The organism is Comamonas odontotermitis, from assembly GCF_014207855.1.
In the GTDB taxonomy this organism is placed as follows: domain Bacteria; phylum Pseudomonadota; class Gammaproteobacteria; order Burkholderiales; family Burkholderiaceae_C; genus Comamonas; species Comamonas odontotermitis_A.
Genome location: NZ_JACHKZ010000010.1, coordinates 59417 through 75865, shown reverse-complemented (window position 1 = coordinate 75865; position 16449 = coordinate 59417). Strand labels below are relative to the sequence as shown.

Annotated in this window: 7 protein-coding genes; 1 reads left to right on the top strand and 6 read right to left on the bottom strand. The window is 60.2% G+C overall.

What is annotated here, in order from left to right:
• Positions 1-12: 12 nt before the first annotated feature.
• From HNP33_RS09955 to purL, 6 genes are all read right to left on the bottom strand, one after another.
• Positions 13-624, bottom strand: a complete 612-nt coding sequence (locus tag HNP33_RS09955; protein WP_184707862.1) for an OmpW/AlkL family protein — start codon at positions 622-624, stop codon at positions 13-15.
• 267 nt (positions 625-891) lie between these two features.
• Entirely contained in the window at positions 892-1893 is a 1002-nt protein-coding gene (locus HNP33_RS09950) for a DUF808 domain-containing protein (protein WP_184707859.1), read from the bottom strand.
• Positions 1894-2344: 451 nt separating this feature from the next.
• A complete protein-coding gene (locus tag HNP33_RS09945; protein ID WP_184707856.1) occupies positions 2345-4567 on the bottom strand; it encodes a 3-hydroxybutyrate oligomer hydrolase family protein in 2223 nt (740 codons plus the stop codon).
• Positions 4568-4747: 180 nt separating this feature from the next.
• Complete coding sequence (locus HNP33_RS09940; RefSeq protein ID WP_184707853.1) at positions 4748-5656, bottom strand: diguanylate cyclase domain-containing protein; 909 nt, start codon at positions 5654-5656, stop codon at positions 4748-4750.
• Positions 5653-10428, bottom strand: a complete 4776-nt coding sequence (locus HNP33_RS09935; RefSeq protein ID WP_184707850.1) for a PAS domain-containing hybrid sensor histidine kinase/response regulator — start codon at positions 10426-10428, stop codon at positions 5653-5655. The genes HNP33_RS09940 and HNP33_RS09935 overlap by 4 nt, the downstream gene beginning before the upstream one ends.
• Before the next feature lie 924 nt (positions 10429-11352).
• A complete protein-coding gene (purL, locus tag HNP33_RS09930; RefSeq protein WP_184707847.1) occupies positions 11353-15375 on the bottom strand; it encodes a phosphoribosylformylglycinamidine synthase in 4023 nt (1340 codons plus the stop codon).
• Positions 15376-15555: 180 nt separating this feature from the next.
• On the opposite strand from purL, the gene map reads away from it, so the two are divergent.
• On the top strand, positions 15556-16371 hold the full coding sequence (map, locus tag HNP33_RS09925) for a type I methionyl aminopeptidase (protein WP_184707845.1): 816 nt from the start codon (positions 15556-15558) through the stop codon (positions 16369-16371).
• The last annotated feature ends 78 nt before the right edge of the window (positions 16372-16449 follow it).

The window sequence follows — 16449 nt, the reverse complement described above, 5'->3', positions numbered from 1 at the left end:
CGAGGATGGTGGTCAGAAGCGATAGCCTACGCCAACACCCACGAGCCAAGGATCGACCTTGAGCGAGCCGACCTTTTTGCCAGCCGAGCTGACATCGGTCTTGATATAGACCTTTTTCACGTCAAAGTTGATCGACCAGTTCTTGTCGAGCATGTAATCAAAGCCAACCTGCATGGCAGGGCCAAAGCTGTTTTTCTTGATCGAAGGATCCAGCGCGGCCTCTACAGCGGGATTGAAATTCACATTCGAAAAGCGCGTGTAGTTGATACCTGCGCCCACATAGGGTTTGAACGCGCCCATGCCGGTGAAGTGGTACTGCGCCAGCAAGGTGGGCGGCAGATGCTTGAGCGAGCCGATCTTTGCACCGTTGGAGCGCAGATCGTGCTTTTGAGGATAGGTCAGCACCAATTCGGCTGCGAAATTGGGAGTGAAGAAGTAAGACACATCCAGCTCGGGAATGGTCTTGTCATTGATCGACAGGCCAAGCCCGGTGGAGTCCTTGTTGGCGCTGTCCAGATTGACGGCGCGTACACGCACCATCCAAGGTCCCTCAGCCTGCTGTGCCATGGCCGTACCGGCCGTCAGAGCACAAACAGCCACTGCTGCCATCATTGCTTTCTTCATCATCATTGCCTTCACTGCGGCTTTCGCCGCATGGATTGAGAATTGACTGGAATCCCCCCAATTCGGCAGCACCCCGGAGTAAAAGTCCGCTGCCGAATTGGAGCGTGTCCATGGCAATCATGATCACCAATTCTGGCAATGGCTGCTTTGACACAGATCATGTCTCATGCCCCGCACCATCAAAAACGGCCAGGAGTTCCCGGCCGTTTCGTGATGCCCCAGGGGCTCAGAACCTGTTTGCAATCTCCACACGTTCTTATAGATACATCAATGACCGCGCAGCTTGTGCCATGCTTCCATGCACAGCACCACAATTGCGCCAATGATGGCTCCCACCACCACATGTACCAAGGTCGGGCCGAGCGCTGCAGCGACGCCGCCCAGAGGTTCAATGCTGTCCTTGATCCAGTGCTCGATCGGACCGATACCGTGCACCAGCAAACTACCACCCACCATGAACATGGCTGCGGTGCCGACAATGGACAGCCCGCGCATCAGCCACGGCGTGAAGGCGATCATGCCGCGACCAAATGCCTGCGCTGCAGCACTCTTTTTGGCCATCAGCCAGCTGCCTACATCATCCATGCGCACAATGCCTGCAACCAGGCCATAGACAAATACGGTGATGCCAATCGCCACCGCAATCAGCACCGCAGCCTGCTCCCAGATGGGCTTGGTCGACACCGTGCCCAAGGCGATCGCCATGATCTCGGCAGACAGAATGAAATCCGTGCGCACCGCGCCTTTCACTTTCTGCTTCTCGTACTCCAGCGGATCCATTTGCTTTTCGTGTGCAGCGCGCACGGACGATGGCGCAACGCCAGCCTTCTGCGCCTCGGCAGAATCGGCCAACACGGTCTTTACGTCGTGCTTTTTCTCCTTGTGGAACAGATCCATGATTTTCTCGACACCCTCAAAGCAGAGAAAGGCGCCCCCCACCATCAAGAGCGGCGTGATCAACCACGGCGCAAAAGCGCTGATCAGCAACGCTGCGGGCACCAAAATGGCCTTGTTCCATAGCGAGCCCTTGGCAACAGCCCATACGACGGGTAGTTCCCGGTTGGCCTTGACCCCGGTGACCTGCTCGGCATTGAGGGCCAGATCATCTCCCAATACACCAGCCGTTTTCTGCACTGCCACCTTGGTCTGCGTGGCCACATCATCAAGAATGGCCGTGCTTTTACCCGCTGCAGTTTTCGTCATCAATGCGACGTCATCGAGCAGCGTCGCGATGTCGTCCAGCAGCATCAATAGTCCAGCACCTGCCATTCAAGACTCCGTGTATGAAAAGGTGGCAAATCATAGCCAGTTCGGCCACTGTTGCGTCCTCAAATCCCGCCGCATCGTACGTTTTGTTGAACACTATTCACAAAACTTTATACAAGCTTGGTCAACGACCATCGCCCACCAGCCGTTGAACACCTATCTCCACCAATAAGGTGAAAGGACGTGAAAATGAATACCGTATTTGCTGTATGGCCTGAAGACGAACGTGACCGTAAGCGCGCACCTGCCCGTTTCTGATATCACCTTGTGCGTCACCCGCAGATGAAGCCCCGCCTTCCAGCGATGTAGCACCCTATTCACAAAGCAACCGCATTTTCTCAACAGCAAGTCCCGCAGCCCAGGCTGGCGGGACTTTGTTTTTGGCCTCGTACCGCCAAAACGGCAGTGGTCACGAGCCCGCGCTCCTCACCACCGCCTGTCTCCCGGTGCCGCCTCAATCAGGCAGGATCACCAATGGGGTTGATGCCACCACGTTGACCGCATCTGCAGCAGCAGGGGTTTCCTTGATTGGCGGCACATTGCTTGCTGCAATCGGATTGGCTGCACCAGGTGTACCCCCACGCGGCGTGGTACGCACTACCTGGCTGGCAGGTAAAGCTGCCCCCTTGGTCACGTTGGCCCACACGGCATCCATGGCCTGGTTGAAGTAGGTATGCAACGGAACAAACCGGGTATCAAAACCAGCAAAGGGCAGGAAGGCATCAAAGTGCTGGGCGTTGGTCACTTCAACGTAGCGCAGCTTGCTCTGCCCTCCTTCGACGCCACTGTTCAAGGCCGTGTAGGCGCGCGCATTCACATTCACCGGAATCAACGCATCGCTGCGCCCTGCCACGATGATGGTGGGCTTGCCACGCAAATTGCCTGTCACCTTCACTTCCTGCATGCCCGCGCGCACCGCATCGCTTTGGGCCTGGGTTGGCACACTTCCCGCAGACAAGGACTTGCCTGTCACAGGATCCTGCCCTGATACCAAGGCGTACTGACACAGCGCGTTGTCCAACCCCAGGTCGGCCTTGCCGGTCGACGGCGACACCGCCATCAGCCATGAACGGGCACCGCCTGCCGAATCGTTGTACACCACGGTAGCAGGCGAGCCATTGGCAGTGCCATTGGCCACGGCCGCGCTCTGTGCCAGGGCCGCAGGCGTGGCAGCAATCACCTCACCCATTGCGTTGGCTGCTGCAAAGCTGGTGTTGCACAAGTTCGCATCTGCAGCAAAGCGCCCATACGCCATGGTGTACATGGCAGAAAGAATCGGGCCATTGCCCAGGCCATAGTGGGCGTTGTGCATCTGGTCATGCTCCTTGGTCCAGCCCTTGGCGTGCAATTTGCTCAAGGCGTCGGCCGCGCGTTCTGCCGTGGTACTGCCTGTCACCAGGCCTTTGGCAGCCAGACCTTCGCAGCGCGCTTCTGCTCGCGCCTTCATTGCCGCAAGCCCAATGTAGTTGAAGATCGATGTTTCCGTCAGCGCAGCCGCATCGGCCAGTGCCGCACAGGGCTGGTAGATATTGCCCCAGGTGGTGTACTCGGCCAGCGCCGTTCCTCCTGGGTTGTGCCAGGTGGTGTTGTTGCTTGCCGATCCCTGCCGCACGGTGGTGGCGAATCCCGACGGAATCTGCGTCACCGGCTCGCTGGCCACCACCCCGTCCACAAAACCATCGCTGTCCAGCTCAGCCGCCCTCAGCACTGCTGCGCCTCCATTGGATGCAGAGCCTGCAATCACCACCGTATTGTTTCGGTCAAACGGCACCGGTTCATCTTTGGTGCCGTACCTGGCATTGAGCACATACATTGCATAGTGACCGGCCACCAGCGTGTCACTGCCCCAATCCTTCTCGGGGTTCTGCTGCGAATGCGCATGCTTGATGGCGATGCGGTTGGGAAAGGCTGCGTTGTATGCCGCGCGCGCAGCATCGGTCAGGTTGGCGGCAAAAAGAGACAGGGCTCCAGCGTCCTTGCGCGCAGCGCGCGAGCCGTCCACCTTGTTCACGGTATCGTCGGCAAGATTGTGCAGTCCCACGCCCTTGCCTGCGTCCGTCAAAGCCACGGCGCAGCCCTTCTTCAGGCCCCATTCACCCGCCGTGCCGATGGCACCATACACACCGCGCGAGCCAGACGATGGGCCCAACACCAGACAGGGTTTGGACTTGTTGAAACTGTCAGGAACCATCACTGCAATCACCGTCTGTTTGCGACCGGTTCCGCTGTCCAACACCGCCAGGTATTCGTTGCCCGGCACCAGACCTTCTCCTGCAGTCACCACGCCATCCGATGTGATGTTGGGACCGTACAAGGAGCCATAGCCACCGCCAGCGGTGTAGTCCAAAATCCCTCGGTAGTTGGAGAACAGGGCATTGCGGCGCAGCTCTGCCACCGTCGGGCTGGCCGGGTCAGCATAAGTGGGCGCCGCAGCTGCTCCCAGGCCGGTCTTGCCGATACCGCCTGTCAACAAGTCCTGTGTGGCAGCAGTGCTTCCTGAGCCCACGCTGGTCGCTGGATAGCTGGTCTGGCTGATTTCGGTAATACCCTGAGGCAGTTCATTCCTGGCGGATGTACCTCCGCCGCCGCCACAGGCCACCAGAACGGCACCAGCCAATGCAGTCGTTGTCCAGCGCGCACCGCGGCATACGGCGCCTACGCCCTTTGATCGGTTCATGTCGTCTCCTCTTGCTCGTTGTAGGCTGTCCATGTACCGCGCATGCTGCGATACACACCAGCCTCGCAACACTAACGACAGCACCACAAACCGACAAGAGGCTCAGGCTAGGTGAAATACCAATAACGTGGAACTACTTACTGGCCTTCAAGCCTTGTCACAAAGCGTTGATTGCACCTGTCAATTGAGGTCGTGCACGATAGCGCGATTGCGTCCGGTATTCTTGGCCTGGTAGAGGATTTCATCACAGCGTTCAAGCAGCCATTCGGGCCGCTTTGCACTGTCGTACCCTGCCACCACGCCGCCGCAACTGATCGTGAGCATGGGACTGACTTCCGACTGCTCATGCGGTATGCCCAGTGCCTGTACGGCTTCGCACAGGCGATCCAGCACCGTCTGCAGCGCAATGCTGGAGGGCAGCATCAGCACGAACTCTTCTCCACCATAGCGGGCAATCATGTCGTATGGTCGCTGCGCCGCCTTGCCCAGTGTCTGCGCCACCCGGCGCAATACATCGTCGCCAGCGCCATGGCCGTAAAAGTCATTGAAGCGCTTGAAGTAGTCCACATCGATCATCGCCAGCCCCAGAGGGGTGCCGGTGCGCACGGTATTTCCGCAGGCCCGCATGAATGCCTGGTTGAAGGCACGCCGGTTGCTGATGCCAGTCAGCGCGTCCTGCATCGACAGGCGCTCCAGCTCCTCGCGCTGGCGGGCGAGCTCCAGATGGTTGCGCACGCGTGCCTTGACCAGCAGCGGACGCACCGGCTTGGCGATGTAGTCCACAGCGCCCAGCAGCAAGCCGCGCTCCTCGTGCGCCTCTTCGATCTGGCCGGTGACGAAGATCACGCCGATATTGACGGTTTTCTCGTTAGATTTGAGGCGTCGCAACACCTCATAGCCGTCCATGTCCGGCATCGACGCATCCAGCAGGATCAGGCTGATCCGCTCCTCTGCAACACGCTGCAGTGCAGAGACGCCATCCTTGGCCAGCACCACCCGGCATTCGTCCTTGAGCAGTTCCGCAAGCGCCGTGCGATTGATGCGCTCGTCATCCACGATCAGCACCGTGGGCAGGTTCATCGCACTCATCCCCGCTCCTCCAACGCTGTGTCCTTGGCGGCGCCCAAGATCTGGCGCAACTGGCCCATGGCCATCAATGCATCATTCAATTCAATATCCTCGTACAGCACCCGCACCTCTTCAAGCTTTGCGGACGCAGGGTGGCCTTGCAGCTCCTGGGCCAGATCGGCCAACAGCGCGGTGGCAGCGTAGTCACCTTTCTGCATCAAGGGCTCTGCCTTGTCGATCAGGGCCAGGGCCTTCTGGGCATCAACACCGGCCGCTGGCTGGTGAAGTTCCGCAGGCAGCTGCTTGGCAGCCGCATCGGCCTGTCGCTTCAGGCGGTCGCTGATGACTTCCAGCACTGCCGTCAAATCAGAGCGGAAGGTAAAAGCCAACCGCTCCATGGCGGCAGCATCTCCGCGGCTTGCTTGCCGCTCCAGTGCGTCTGCCGAATGGGTCAGTGCCTTGGCCTGCACATAACCTGAGGCACCCTTTACCAAGTGAGCCAGCGCTTCCACATTTTTGCGGTCCTGTGCCGCCACCGCAGCATCCAGACGCTGCGGCACCTCGGCAAAGTCACGCACAAAGCCATGCAACAGGCGCTGCATGCGCTCGGGGTTGTCGCCCATGCGGTGCAGCGCAGCGTCGAAATCCACGGGCCCCTGCTGAGACAGGGCATGGCGGGCTGCCGTTGCCTCACCCGCCGGGTCTTCAGCCGGTGCAGGTTTGCCACCGTACGCTGCATCGCCAGAGAAAATGTCGATCAAGGTCTGGTACAGCAGATGCTCCTCAATCGGTTTGGAGAGGTGCGAGGTCATGCCCGCGCGAATCGTTGCCTCACGGTCTTCAGGACGAGCCTGCGCCGTGAGCGCGATGATGGGCAGGGTTTGCCATGCAGGATTGCGGCGAATCTCGCGCGTGGCAGTCACGCCATCCATCTCCGGCATGTGCATATCCATCAGCACCGCGTCATAGCTCTTCATTTCGAGGCGACGAATGGCTTGCAGGCCGTTGACGGCGGTATCCACCTGAACCCCGGCCAGCACCAGAAAGTCTGTAGCAACTTCAAGATTGAGGGCGTTGTCATCCACCACCAGCACCTGCTTGCCATTGAGCATGCGGCGCATCGATGGTGTGAGCACACTGCGAACCTGGCCTGAGGTCTTGAACTGTTGCGCGTGCATGCGTGGGCCTGCCAGCACATCCTGCACCGTATCGAACATCACGGATTCGGTCACCGGCTTGACCAAAATTCCCTGCAGCCCCGCCGAGGTCACCTGGTTCAGTATCTCGTCGCGTCCGTAAGCGGTGACCATCAGCACGGCAGGCACGCGCTCCTGCCGGCTTTCCTGGCGTATGCGGCGCGTCGCTTCAATGCCATCCATCTCCGGCATCTGCCAGTCCATCAACACGAGGTCATAGGACTTGCCTTCCTGCGCCACTGCTTCAATGCGCGCCAGCGCCTGGGGCCCGGAATCCACACAATCGGCCTGCATGCCAAAGCTGCTGATCATGCCCCCCAGGCTTTCCCGCGAGGTGGCATTGTCATCCACGACCAGGACGCGATAGCCGTTGAGCGACTTGGCCCGCAGCGCCATGTCGCTCGACGGCTGTCCAAGCACCACTGTGAACGAAAACAGGCTGCCGCGCCCAGGCTCGCTTTCTGCGCGGATGCCTCCATTCATCTTCTCCACCAACTGCTTGCAGATGGTCAGGCCCAGGCCCGTTCCGCCATAGCGGCGCGAGGTGCCTCCATCTGCCTGGTGGAAAGGCACGAACAGGCGGCCCAGTTGCTCCTGGCTCAGGCCTATGCCGGTATCGCGCACATTGAACTGCACCAGATTGCCGCCATCTTCACGCACCTGCAGCAGATGCGCAGACACGACCACTTCACCCAAATCCGTGAATTTGACTGCGTTGCCTACCAGATTGATCAGTACCTGCGACAGGCGCAGCGGATCGCCTCGGAAGGCGCGCGGCACATCCGGTGCAATCGCATAGACAACCTCCAGTCCTTTCTCATCGGCACGCAGCGAGGTTGCATTGGATACGGCTTCGAGCACCTGCTCCAAGGCGAAGTCCGTGTCGTCCAGCTCAAACCCACCAGCCTCGATCTTCGAAAAATCCAGAATATCGTTGATGATGGACAGCAGGGCACGTGTGGAGATATCGATTTTTTCGAGATAGTTCTTCTGGCGTGGCGACAGATCGGTTTGCAGCGCCAGACGTGTCATGCCGAGCACCGAATTCATCGGTGTGCGGATTTCATGGCTCATATTTGCCAGGAAGTCGGCTTTGGCCCGCTCGGCCTGCTCTGCCGCTTCCTTGGCCTGGCGCAGCGCCGACTCCACTTCATGCTGGCGCGTGATGTCCAGGATGATGCCGTCCCAGATCCAGCCACCCTTGACTTTGCGCGGTGCCGAACGGATTCGCAGCCAGATCAGCGAGCCGTCGGGCCGGCGCAAGCGGAAATCGCACTCGAATAGACTGTGGGCCGCACTCGCATCGCGTGAAGCATTCAAAAACGGCGCCCGGTCATCCTCGTGCATAGCGTCGAGCAACAGCCGCGGATTTTCCTGAAGCTGTTGCGCCGAGATGCCGACCAGCGATTCAATACCGCCGCTAATGTAGTTCAGACGCAAGTCGCCGCCCTCCACCGGGCCCTCGAACCCTACCTCGGGATTGACATAGCTGAGTTGGTAGAGTGCACCGCTGGGCAGGCGGTCTGCCAGCGAAGCGAGCTGCGCGCGCGCCTCTTCCCGCTCGCTCACATCTTGCACCGTACCCGTCACGCTCACCACCTCGCCGCTGTCGTCACGGATACCCTGGGCGCGCACTTCGGCGGCAAAGGTACTGCCGTCCGTGCGGTAGTGCTCGAACTCCATGGTGAACGCGCTGCCATTGGCCACGCAGTCTTCCAGCCCTGCCTTGACCTTCCGATAGCTCTCCTCCGACATCACCGAGGTGAGGCGACTGAGCGATACTTCTTCGTCGGGAGCAAATCCCACGATTTCCCGCAGCATGTCGGACACGGCAAAGACCTGCCGCTGGATATCCAAGGTCCACGAGCCCATGCGCGCCAAGCGCTCTGCCTGCTGCAGGCTCACGAAACTGCTCTGGAGTTGCCGCTCCGCCTGATGGCTTTCGGTCACATCGACCATGACGCACACCAACCGATCGGGAACCTGCCCCTGCCCCGCCACAAAACGCGCGGCAGCCGACACCCAGCGCATGCCAACATCTGGTCGAACAATACGCAATTGCACCCGCTGCGAGCCTGCACCAGAGCGCACCTCCCTCACATGAGCGTCCCATGCGGCCCGATCCTGCAGATGAATATGCCGGTGCACCGCCGCCTGCGTCAATCCGTCGCCAGCCTGCAGGCCAAGAATATCCAGCCCCTGGGCATTGCAGACCACGGCGTCCGTGTCCAGATTGACATCCAGCACACCCAGTGCGCCCACATCAATCGCCAACGCCATGCGCTCGCGCTGCAATTGCAACTCCAGCTCCGCCTGCTTTCGCTCGGTGATGTCATGGGCCACGCCCATCACCGCATGAATACGGCCGTGTTCATCGCGCAGTGGGCTGCGGGTCGTGAGCATGGTGCGCAAACCATGCGCAGAAGGCACCTTCTCTTCCAAGGTCAGACTGTCCTGCATCTGCAGCACCTGCTGCGTTGCGCGGGTATACACCGCCGCCAGCTCTGGTGGAAACAAGTCGAAATCGGTGCTGCCCATCACATCGGCTGCACTGCGCCCCAGAAAACGTTCACCCGCCGGGTTGAAGAGCAGGTAACGCCCGCCGGAATCCTTCACAAAGATGATGTCCGCCGCGCTGTTCAGCACCCCTTGCAATTTGCCTGACAGATCCTGCAGCTCGGTAGTCCGCAATGCCACACGCCGCTCCAGCTCGGCATTGGCTTCGCGCACGGCCTGCTCCGCCCGCTCACGCTCGGTGATATCGCGCGCCAACCCCATGAACAGCTTGCGCCCACCAATCTCCACGCAGGTGATCACCACCTCTACGGGGAACATGCTGCCGTCCTTGCGGCGGTGGTGGCTCTTTACCACCCGGGAGCTGCCAGGCAATGCGTCCCGAAACAATTGGTGCCGCTGGTCTGCCGTCACCCCGAAGGCCACATCGCCCACCTCCATGGTCAGCAGCTCTGCCTGCGAGTAACCCAGGCTGCGGCAGGCGCGCTCGTTCACATCGATGAATCGCCCCTGGTCGTCGTGTAGAAAATAATCATCGCCCGCGTTCTCTACCAGGAGGCGAAAGCGCTCCTCACTGGCCTGCAGGCGCTCACGCGTCACATGGTTGGTCACCAGGTCCGCACGATTGCCGTGCAGCAGCACCAGGTGGTCCTCGATGTCATCACGAATCTGAACCAACAGCCTGCGCTCAGCGTCAGTAAACACCCGGGGGGCACCATGGAGTGCATCCAGAACGCCAAACAGGCTGCCACTGGGCCAGTAAAGTGGAATGCCGACATAGCTCTGCGCCACGCGCTCACCGTCTTGATGCTTCAAAGTGACAGTTGCATCGCTCCATGCTTCCTTGCATACCAGCTTCTGGGCAACTACCAATTCTTCCGCAAAGGGGGGCGCGTCAGCAGGCACCGGGCCCTGCTCCATGCGGTCGGCGGCCGGTCCGGCTGCCGACATCAAATGCCATTTGCCCTGTTGCAGACGCAATACGCGCGCTACGGATAGCTCCAACAGATCGGCATAGTTCCGCAACAAGCCCTGCCAACGGTCCAGCAGGCCGGAAGGGATCTCTGGAAAATCTTCGTGCATGCATCAACTCCCGGACAACAGTGCAAAGGCCGTACCCCAGTCACAGCAGCGCACGGCCTCAGTACATTTTTTCAATTGAATATGTGAATTTATAGCGCAATTTGATACATATATACACACTATCAACGACGCTATTCATGAAGAATTTTAAAAAATGTAATTTTTGGTATCAACACCACAATAAAACCTTTGATCAGCCATCGCACCAACCTTGGTGACACGCCACTACCGGTCAAATGGATACCTCAATCCATCACCGCACACACTGAATCGCATACCCCAAATGCATGATGAGCTTTTGCAGCTGGAACGCATACACATGCAGGACGCTTGCATCAAGCGGATGGAGTGCACAGATGCGCCCAAGGCGGCGAGCAGTGCCCATTGGCAACCAGCACGGAGCATCTGACGAATGCAGCATCGAGATTACTGATGTGCCGATCAGCAGCCTCTATGAAAAGGAAACAAAGCGTGTAGCGCAGTGCAATGGCAAGAAGCCCAAAGCGGTTGCAGCCGCCGCCGCGACAGGCGATCCGATGCTGGCGCCCTGAAGACACTGCGAAAGAAAGAAGTACAAGACCCACACCTGCCGAAGTCCTCCGTTTTCGGGAGACATCGGAGTGGTCAAAAAACTGCCATCAGGCCGTACTTAGAACCTGTTCAAAGTCACCTCGCGCCGCGACAGTACCTTGGCGCGATGAGATGCAAGGGGTGCGCCTGGCGGCGCAGTACCGCAGCAATAGCACTGCTATTGCGAGGATCTGCAACGACGTAGATCGCCCCTAGCCCGGCTAGGGGCGCCCGCCAAGGTGCTGTCCCTGCAGGTTGCGTAGAGACTTGGAACAGGTTCTTAGCCCTGGCAGCCACAACACCCGGTTCTGCAGCCCTGCAGAACCAGGCGCTCAGCTCAACGCGCGGAGGATTTCAGCCCAGCCATTTGCGCGCATTTCGCCAGACGCGCATCCAAGGGCTGAATTCAGACTTGCCGCCTGCCTTGCCGTAATCCACCCAGCTCATCTGCACATTGCGGAAGACGCGCTCGGGGTGAGGCATCATGGCCGTGAAGCGGCCGTCGGCGGTGGTGACGGCAGTCAGGCCGCCAGCAGAGCCATTCGGATTGAAAGGATACTGCTCGGTAGCTTGGCCATGGTTGTCTACAAAGCGCATGGCTTTGATCACCTGGGCATCATTGCCACGGAACTTGAAGTTGGCATAACCCTCGCCATGGGCCACGGCAATCGGCAGACGGCTGCCAGCCATGCCTTGCAAGAAGATGGAAGGCGAATCCAGCACTTCAACCATGGAAAGACGTGCCTCAAAGCGGTTGCTCTGGTTCTGGGTGAAACGCGGCCAGTCCTGAGCGCCGGGAATGATGTCTGCCAATTCAGCGAACATCTGGCAGCCGTTGCAAACACCCAGGCCGAAGGTATCGGTGCGGCCGAAGAACTGCTGGAACTGTTCGGACAGGCGATCGTTGAAGGTGATGGAGCGTGCCCAGCCAATACCGGCACCCAGGGTGTCGCCATAGCTGAAGCCGCCGCAGGCCACCACGCCCGCAAAGTCCTTGAGCTGTGCGCGGCCGGTCTGCAGGTCCGTCATGTGCACGTCCACTGCATCAAATCCTGCCTCGGCAAATGCATAGGCCATTTCCACATGCGAGTTCACGCCCTGCTCGCGCAGCACCGCCACGCGAGGCTTGGCCGCCACGTTGAGGAAAGGTGCGGCCACGTTGTCCTGCGGATCGAACGAAAGCTGAACGTGCATGCCTGGGTCGGCAGGTTCACCGGCTGCAGCATGTTCGCTGTCGGCGCAGGCGGGATTGTCGCGCTGCTGGGCAATCTTCCAGCTCACTGCGTCCCAGACCTGGTGCAGATCGGAGAGCGTCGCGCCAAACACCTTTTTCGCGTCGCGCCAGACCTGCAGTTCGCCCTTGCCCATGTCCACGGAAGACGACTCGGGCCGGGTCTTGCCGATGATGTGGCTGCAGGTAGCCAGGCCATGTTCGCGCAGAATCTGCAGAACCTCGTCGCGGTCGCTGGTGCGAATCTGCAGCACGGCGCCCAGTTCCTCGTTGAAGAGCGCGCGCAGCGTCAGGTCTTCGCGGCGGCCCGACACCTGGGCGCCCCAGTTCTTGCCTTCGCCGCTGTCCATGCGGCTGTCGGAGATACCATCTCCTTCAGTAACCAGCATATCCACGTTCAGCGCCACACCTATATGGCCGGCAAATGCCATTTCGGCCACCGTGGCCAGCAGGCCACCATCACCCTTGTCGTGGTAGGCCAGGATCTGGCCTTTGGCGCGCAGCGTGTTCACGGCATCAACCAGTGCAATCAGGTCCTTGGCATCGTCGAGATCAGGGGTCTCATTGCCGCTCTGGCCCAACACCTGGCCCAGAATGGAGCCGCCCATGCGCATCTTGCCCCGGCCCAGGTCCACCAGCACGAGCGTGCTGTCTTCTTCGTGGGCATCCAACTGGGGCGTGAAGGTACTGCGCACATCGTCAATGGATGCAAAGCCGGTGATGATCAGGCTCACAGGCGAGGTGACCTTCTTCACCCGGCCACCCTCGCTCCACTGCGTGCGCATGGATAGCGAGTCCTTGCCCACGGGAATGGAGATGTTCAACTGCGGGCACAGCTCCATACCCACGGCCTTGACCGTTGCATACAGCGCGGCGTCTTCGCCTGCTTCGCCGCAGGCAGCCATCCAGTTGGCCGACATCTTGACCTTGGAGAGCGCAATGGGCGCAGCCAGCATGTTGGTGATGGCTTCTGCCACGGCCATGCGGCCCGAGGCGGGGGCGTTAATGGCAGCCAGCGGCGTACGCTCGCCCATGGCCATGGCTTCACCGGCAAAGCCCTTGTAGTCCGCCAGGGTCACGGCCACATCGGCCACGGGCACCTGCCAGGGGCCAACCATCTGGTCGCGGTGGGTGAGGCCACCCACTGTACGGTCACCAATGGTGATCAGGAAGCGTTTGGAAGCCACGGTGGGGTGGGCCAGCACATCGATCACCGCCTTCTCCAGCGGCACGCCGGTCAGGTCGATGGCAGGCAACTCACGCGTGACGGTGGTCACATCCTTGTGCATCTTGGGAGGCTTGCCCAGCAGTACGTCCATGGGCATGTCCACGGGGAACTTCTGGTCGCCCGAAGCAACAGCCGTGTCCTCCAGCACCAGTTGGCGCTCGCCGGTGGCAGTGCCGATCACGGCAAACGGGCAACGCTCGCGTTCACAGAACGCCGTGAACTGCGCCAACGATTCGGGTGCGATGGCCAGCACGTAGCGTTCCTGGCTCTCGTTGGACCAGATTTCCTTGGGAGCGAGGCCAGATTCCTCCAGCTTGACGGCGCGCAGGTCAAAGCGCGCGCCACGGCCCGCATCGTTGGTCAGTTCAGGGAAGGCATTGGACAAGCCGCCAGCCCCCACGTCGTGGATGGCGAGGACCGGGTTGCCCGCACCTTGCTGCCAGCAATGGTTGATGACTTCCTGCGCGCGGCGCTCGATCTCGGGGTTGCCACGCTGCACCGAATCAAAATCCAGCTCGGCGGCATTCGTGCCGCTCGCCATGGAGCTGGCCGCGCCACCACCCATGCCGATGCGCATGCCGGGGCCGCCCAGTTGGATCAGCAGCGTGCCGGCGGGAAATTCGATCTTCTTGGTCAGCTCGGAATCGATGATGCCCAGACCGCCCGCAATCATGATGGGCTTGTGGTAGCCGCGGGTGATGTCACCCACCTGCTGCTCGTACTCGCGGAAATAACCCGTCAGGTTGGGACGACCGAACTCGTTGTTGAATGCAGCGCCACCCAGCGGGCCTTCGATCATGATCTGCAACGGACTGGCAATGTGCTCGGGCTTGCCCACTTCGCTGCCCCAGAGCTTGGAGACGGTAAAACCGGTCAAGCCCGCCTTGGGCTTGGAGCCACGGCCGGTGGCGCCTTCGTCGCGGATCTCGCCGCCCGCACCGGTCGATGCGCCCGGGAAGGGAGAGATGGCCGTCGGGTGGTTGTGCGTTTCCACCTTCATCAGCACATGGTTGGTAGCGCTCTTTTTTTGATAGCTTGGTGCGCTCTCAGAACCAGCACCAGCATCGAATTTCGCTACAAATCGCTCGACAGCATGGCCTTCCATGATGGAGGCATTGTCGGCGTAGGCCACGATGGTGTGCTGGGGCGAGACCTGCTCGGTGTTGCGGATCATGCCAAAGAGCGACTTCTCCTGAGCCACACCATCGATGGTGAAGTTGGCGTTGAAGATCTTGTGGCGGCAGTGCTCGGAGTTCGCCTGGGCGAACATCATCAGCTCCACATCGGTAGGGTTGCGCCCCAGGCCATTGAAGGCCTTGACCAGGTATTCGATTTCGTCATCGGCCAAGGCCAAGCCCCATTGCTTGTTGGCAGCTTCCAGTGCGGCGCTGCCTCCGGCCAGCACATCCACAAATTCCATGGGCTGCGCCTGCAGCGCAGAAAACAGCTGCTCGGCCTCGGCGCGAGTGGCAAAAACCGACTCCGTCATGCGATCGTGCAGCAGCGCGGCGATCTGGGCAGATTGCTCTGCGCTCAGCTCCGGCGTTCCGCCCAGCAAACCGGACTTCAGGCTGACCCGGTATTCGGTGATGCGCTCCACGCGGAACACATCCAGACCGCAGTTGCGTGCGATATCGGTCGCCTTCGACGCCCAGGGCGAGATCGTGCCCAGGCGCGGCGTAACAACAAAGGCAGCGCCTTCGTCATTGCCTGCATAGGGATCGCCATAGGTCAGCAGGGCCGCCACGCGCTGCGCATCGGCACCAGCCAAAGGCTGGTTGGTGGCCACCAGATGTACAAAACGGGCAGCAATGCCCGTTATTTTTGGATGGATCGCCGTCAATGCGGTCAGCAGTTGTTGGGCGCGGAAGGAGCTCAGGGCGTTACCGCCGGCTAGCTGGGTCAGGTGCAGTGTCACGTGGCAGCCTATGTGGGACTAGGAGGATGGAGGAAAGCACACATGCGCCTTGCTCGCACTGCAGGCTGGCTGCGGCAACAGAGGCAAGGGCGGGGTTAACCCGGGATTTTACTGTGCGTTGAGAGGGTACGTAGCCGCATGGTCAACAGGCCAATAGGTGCAGTGGGATAATCATGGGCTATGACCATCAAAATCAATACCGAAGAAGACATTGCGCAGATGCGCATCGCGGGCCGCCTGGCCTCGGAGGTTTTGGACTACATCACCCCACACATCCAACCTGGCATCACCACCAAGCAGATCGACCTGCTGTGCGCCGAAGCCATGGAAAAGCAAGGCACCAAATCCGCCTGCCTGGGCTACCAGCCCCCGGGCATGACGCCGTACCCGGCCTACGTCTGCACCTCGGTCAACCATGTGGTATGCCACGGCATTCCCAATGACAAGCCTCTCAAGAAGGGCGATATTGTCAACGTGGACGTGACCATCATCACGCCAGAAGGCTACTTTGGCGACAACAGCCGCATGTTCATCATCGGTGAAGGCACCATTGCTGGCAAACGCCTGTGCCAGCTCACCTTCGAGGCCATGTGGCACGGTATCGTGCAGGTCAAGAACGGAGCGCATCTGGGCGATATCGGCCACGCCATCCAGAAATTTGCGGAAGGCCACGGCCTGTCGGTCGTGCGCGAATACTGCGGCCACGGCATCGGCAAAGTCTTCCACGACGAACCCCAGGTGCTGCACTATGGCCGCCCAGGTACAGGCGTGGAGCTGAAGACCGGCATGATCTTCACGATCGAGCCCATGCTCAACCTCGGCAAGAAGGACATCAAGGATCTGGGCAACGACGGCTGGACCGTGATCACCAAGGACCACAGTCTGTCTGCCCAGTGGGAAGTGGAAGTGCTGGTGACCGACACCGGCTACGAAGTGCTGACCCTGTCAGACGGCTCCCCTGCCCTGCCCGACTTCGTCAAGACCACCAAGTGCTGAGCCGTTAGCTCTGCGCTCACCCAGGCGGCACTGCGCACAGCATGCCGCCTTTTTCTTTGCATGGATTCTGGCTGCCCG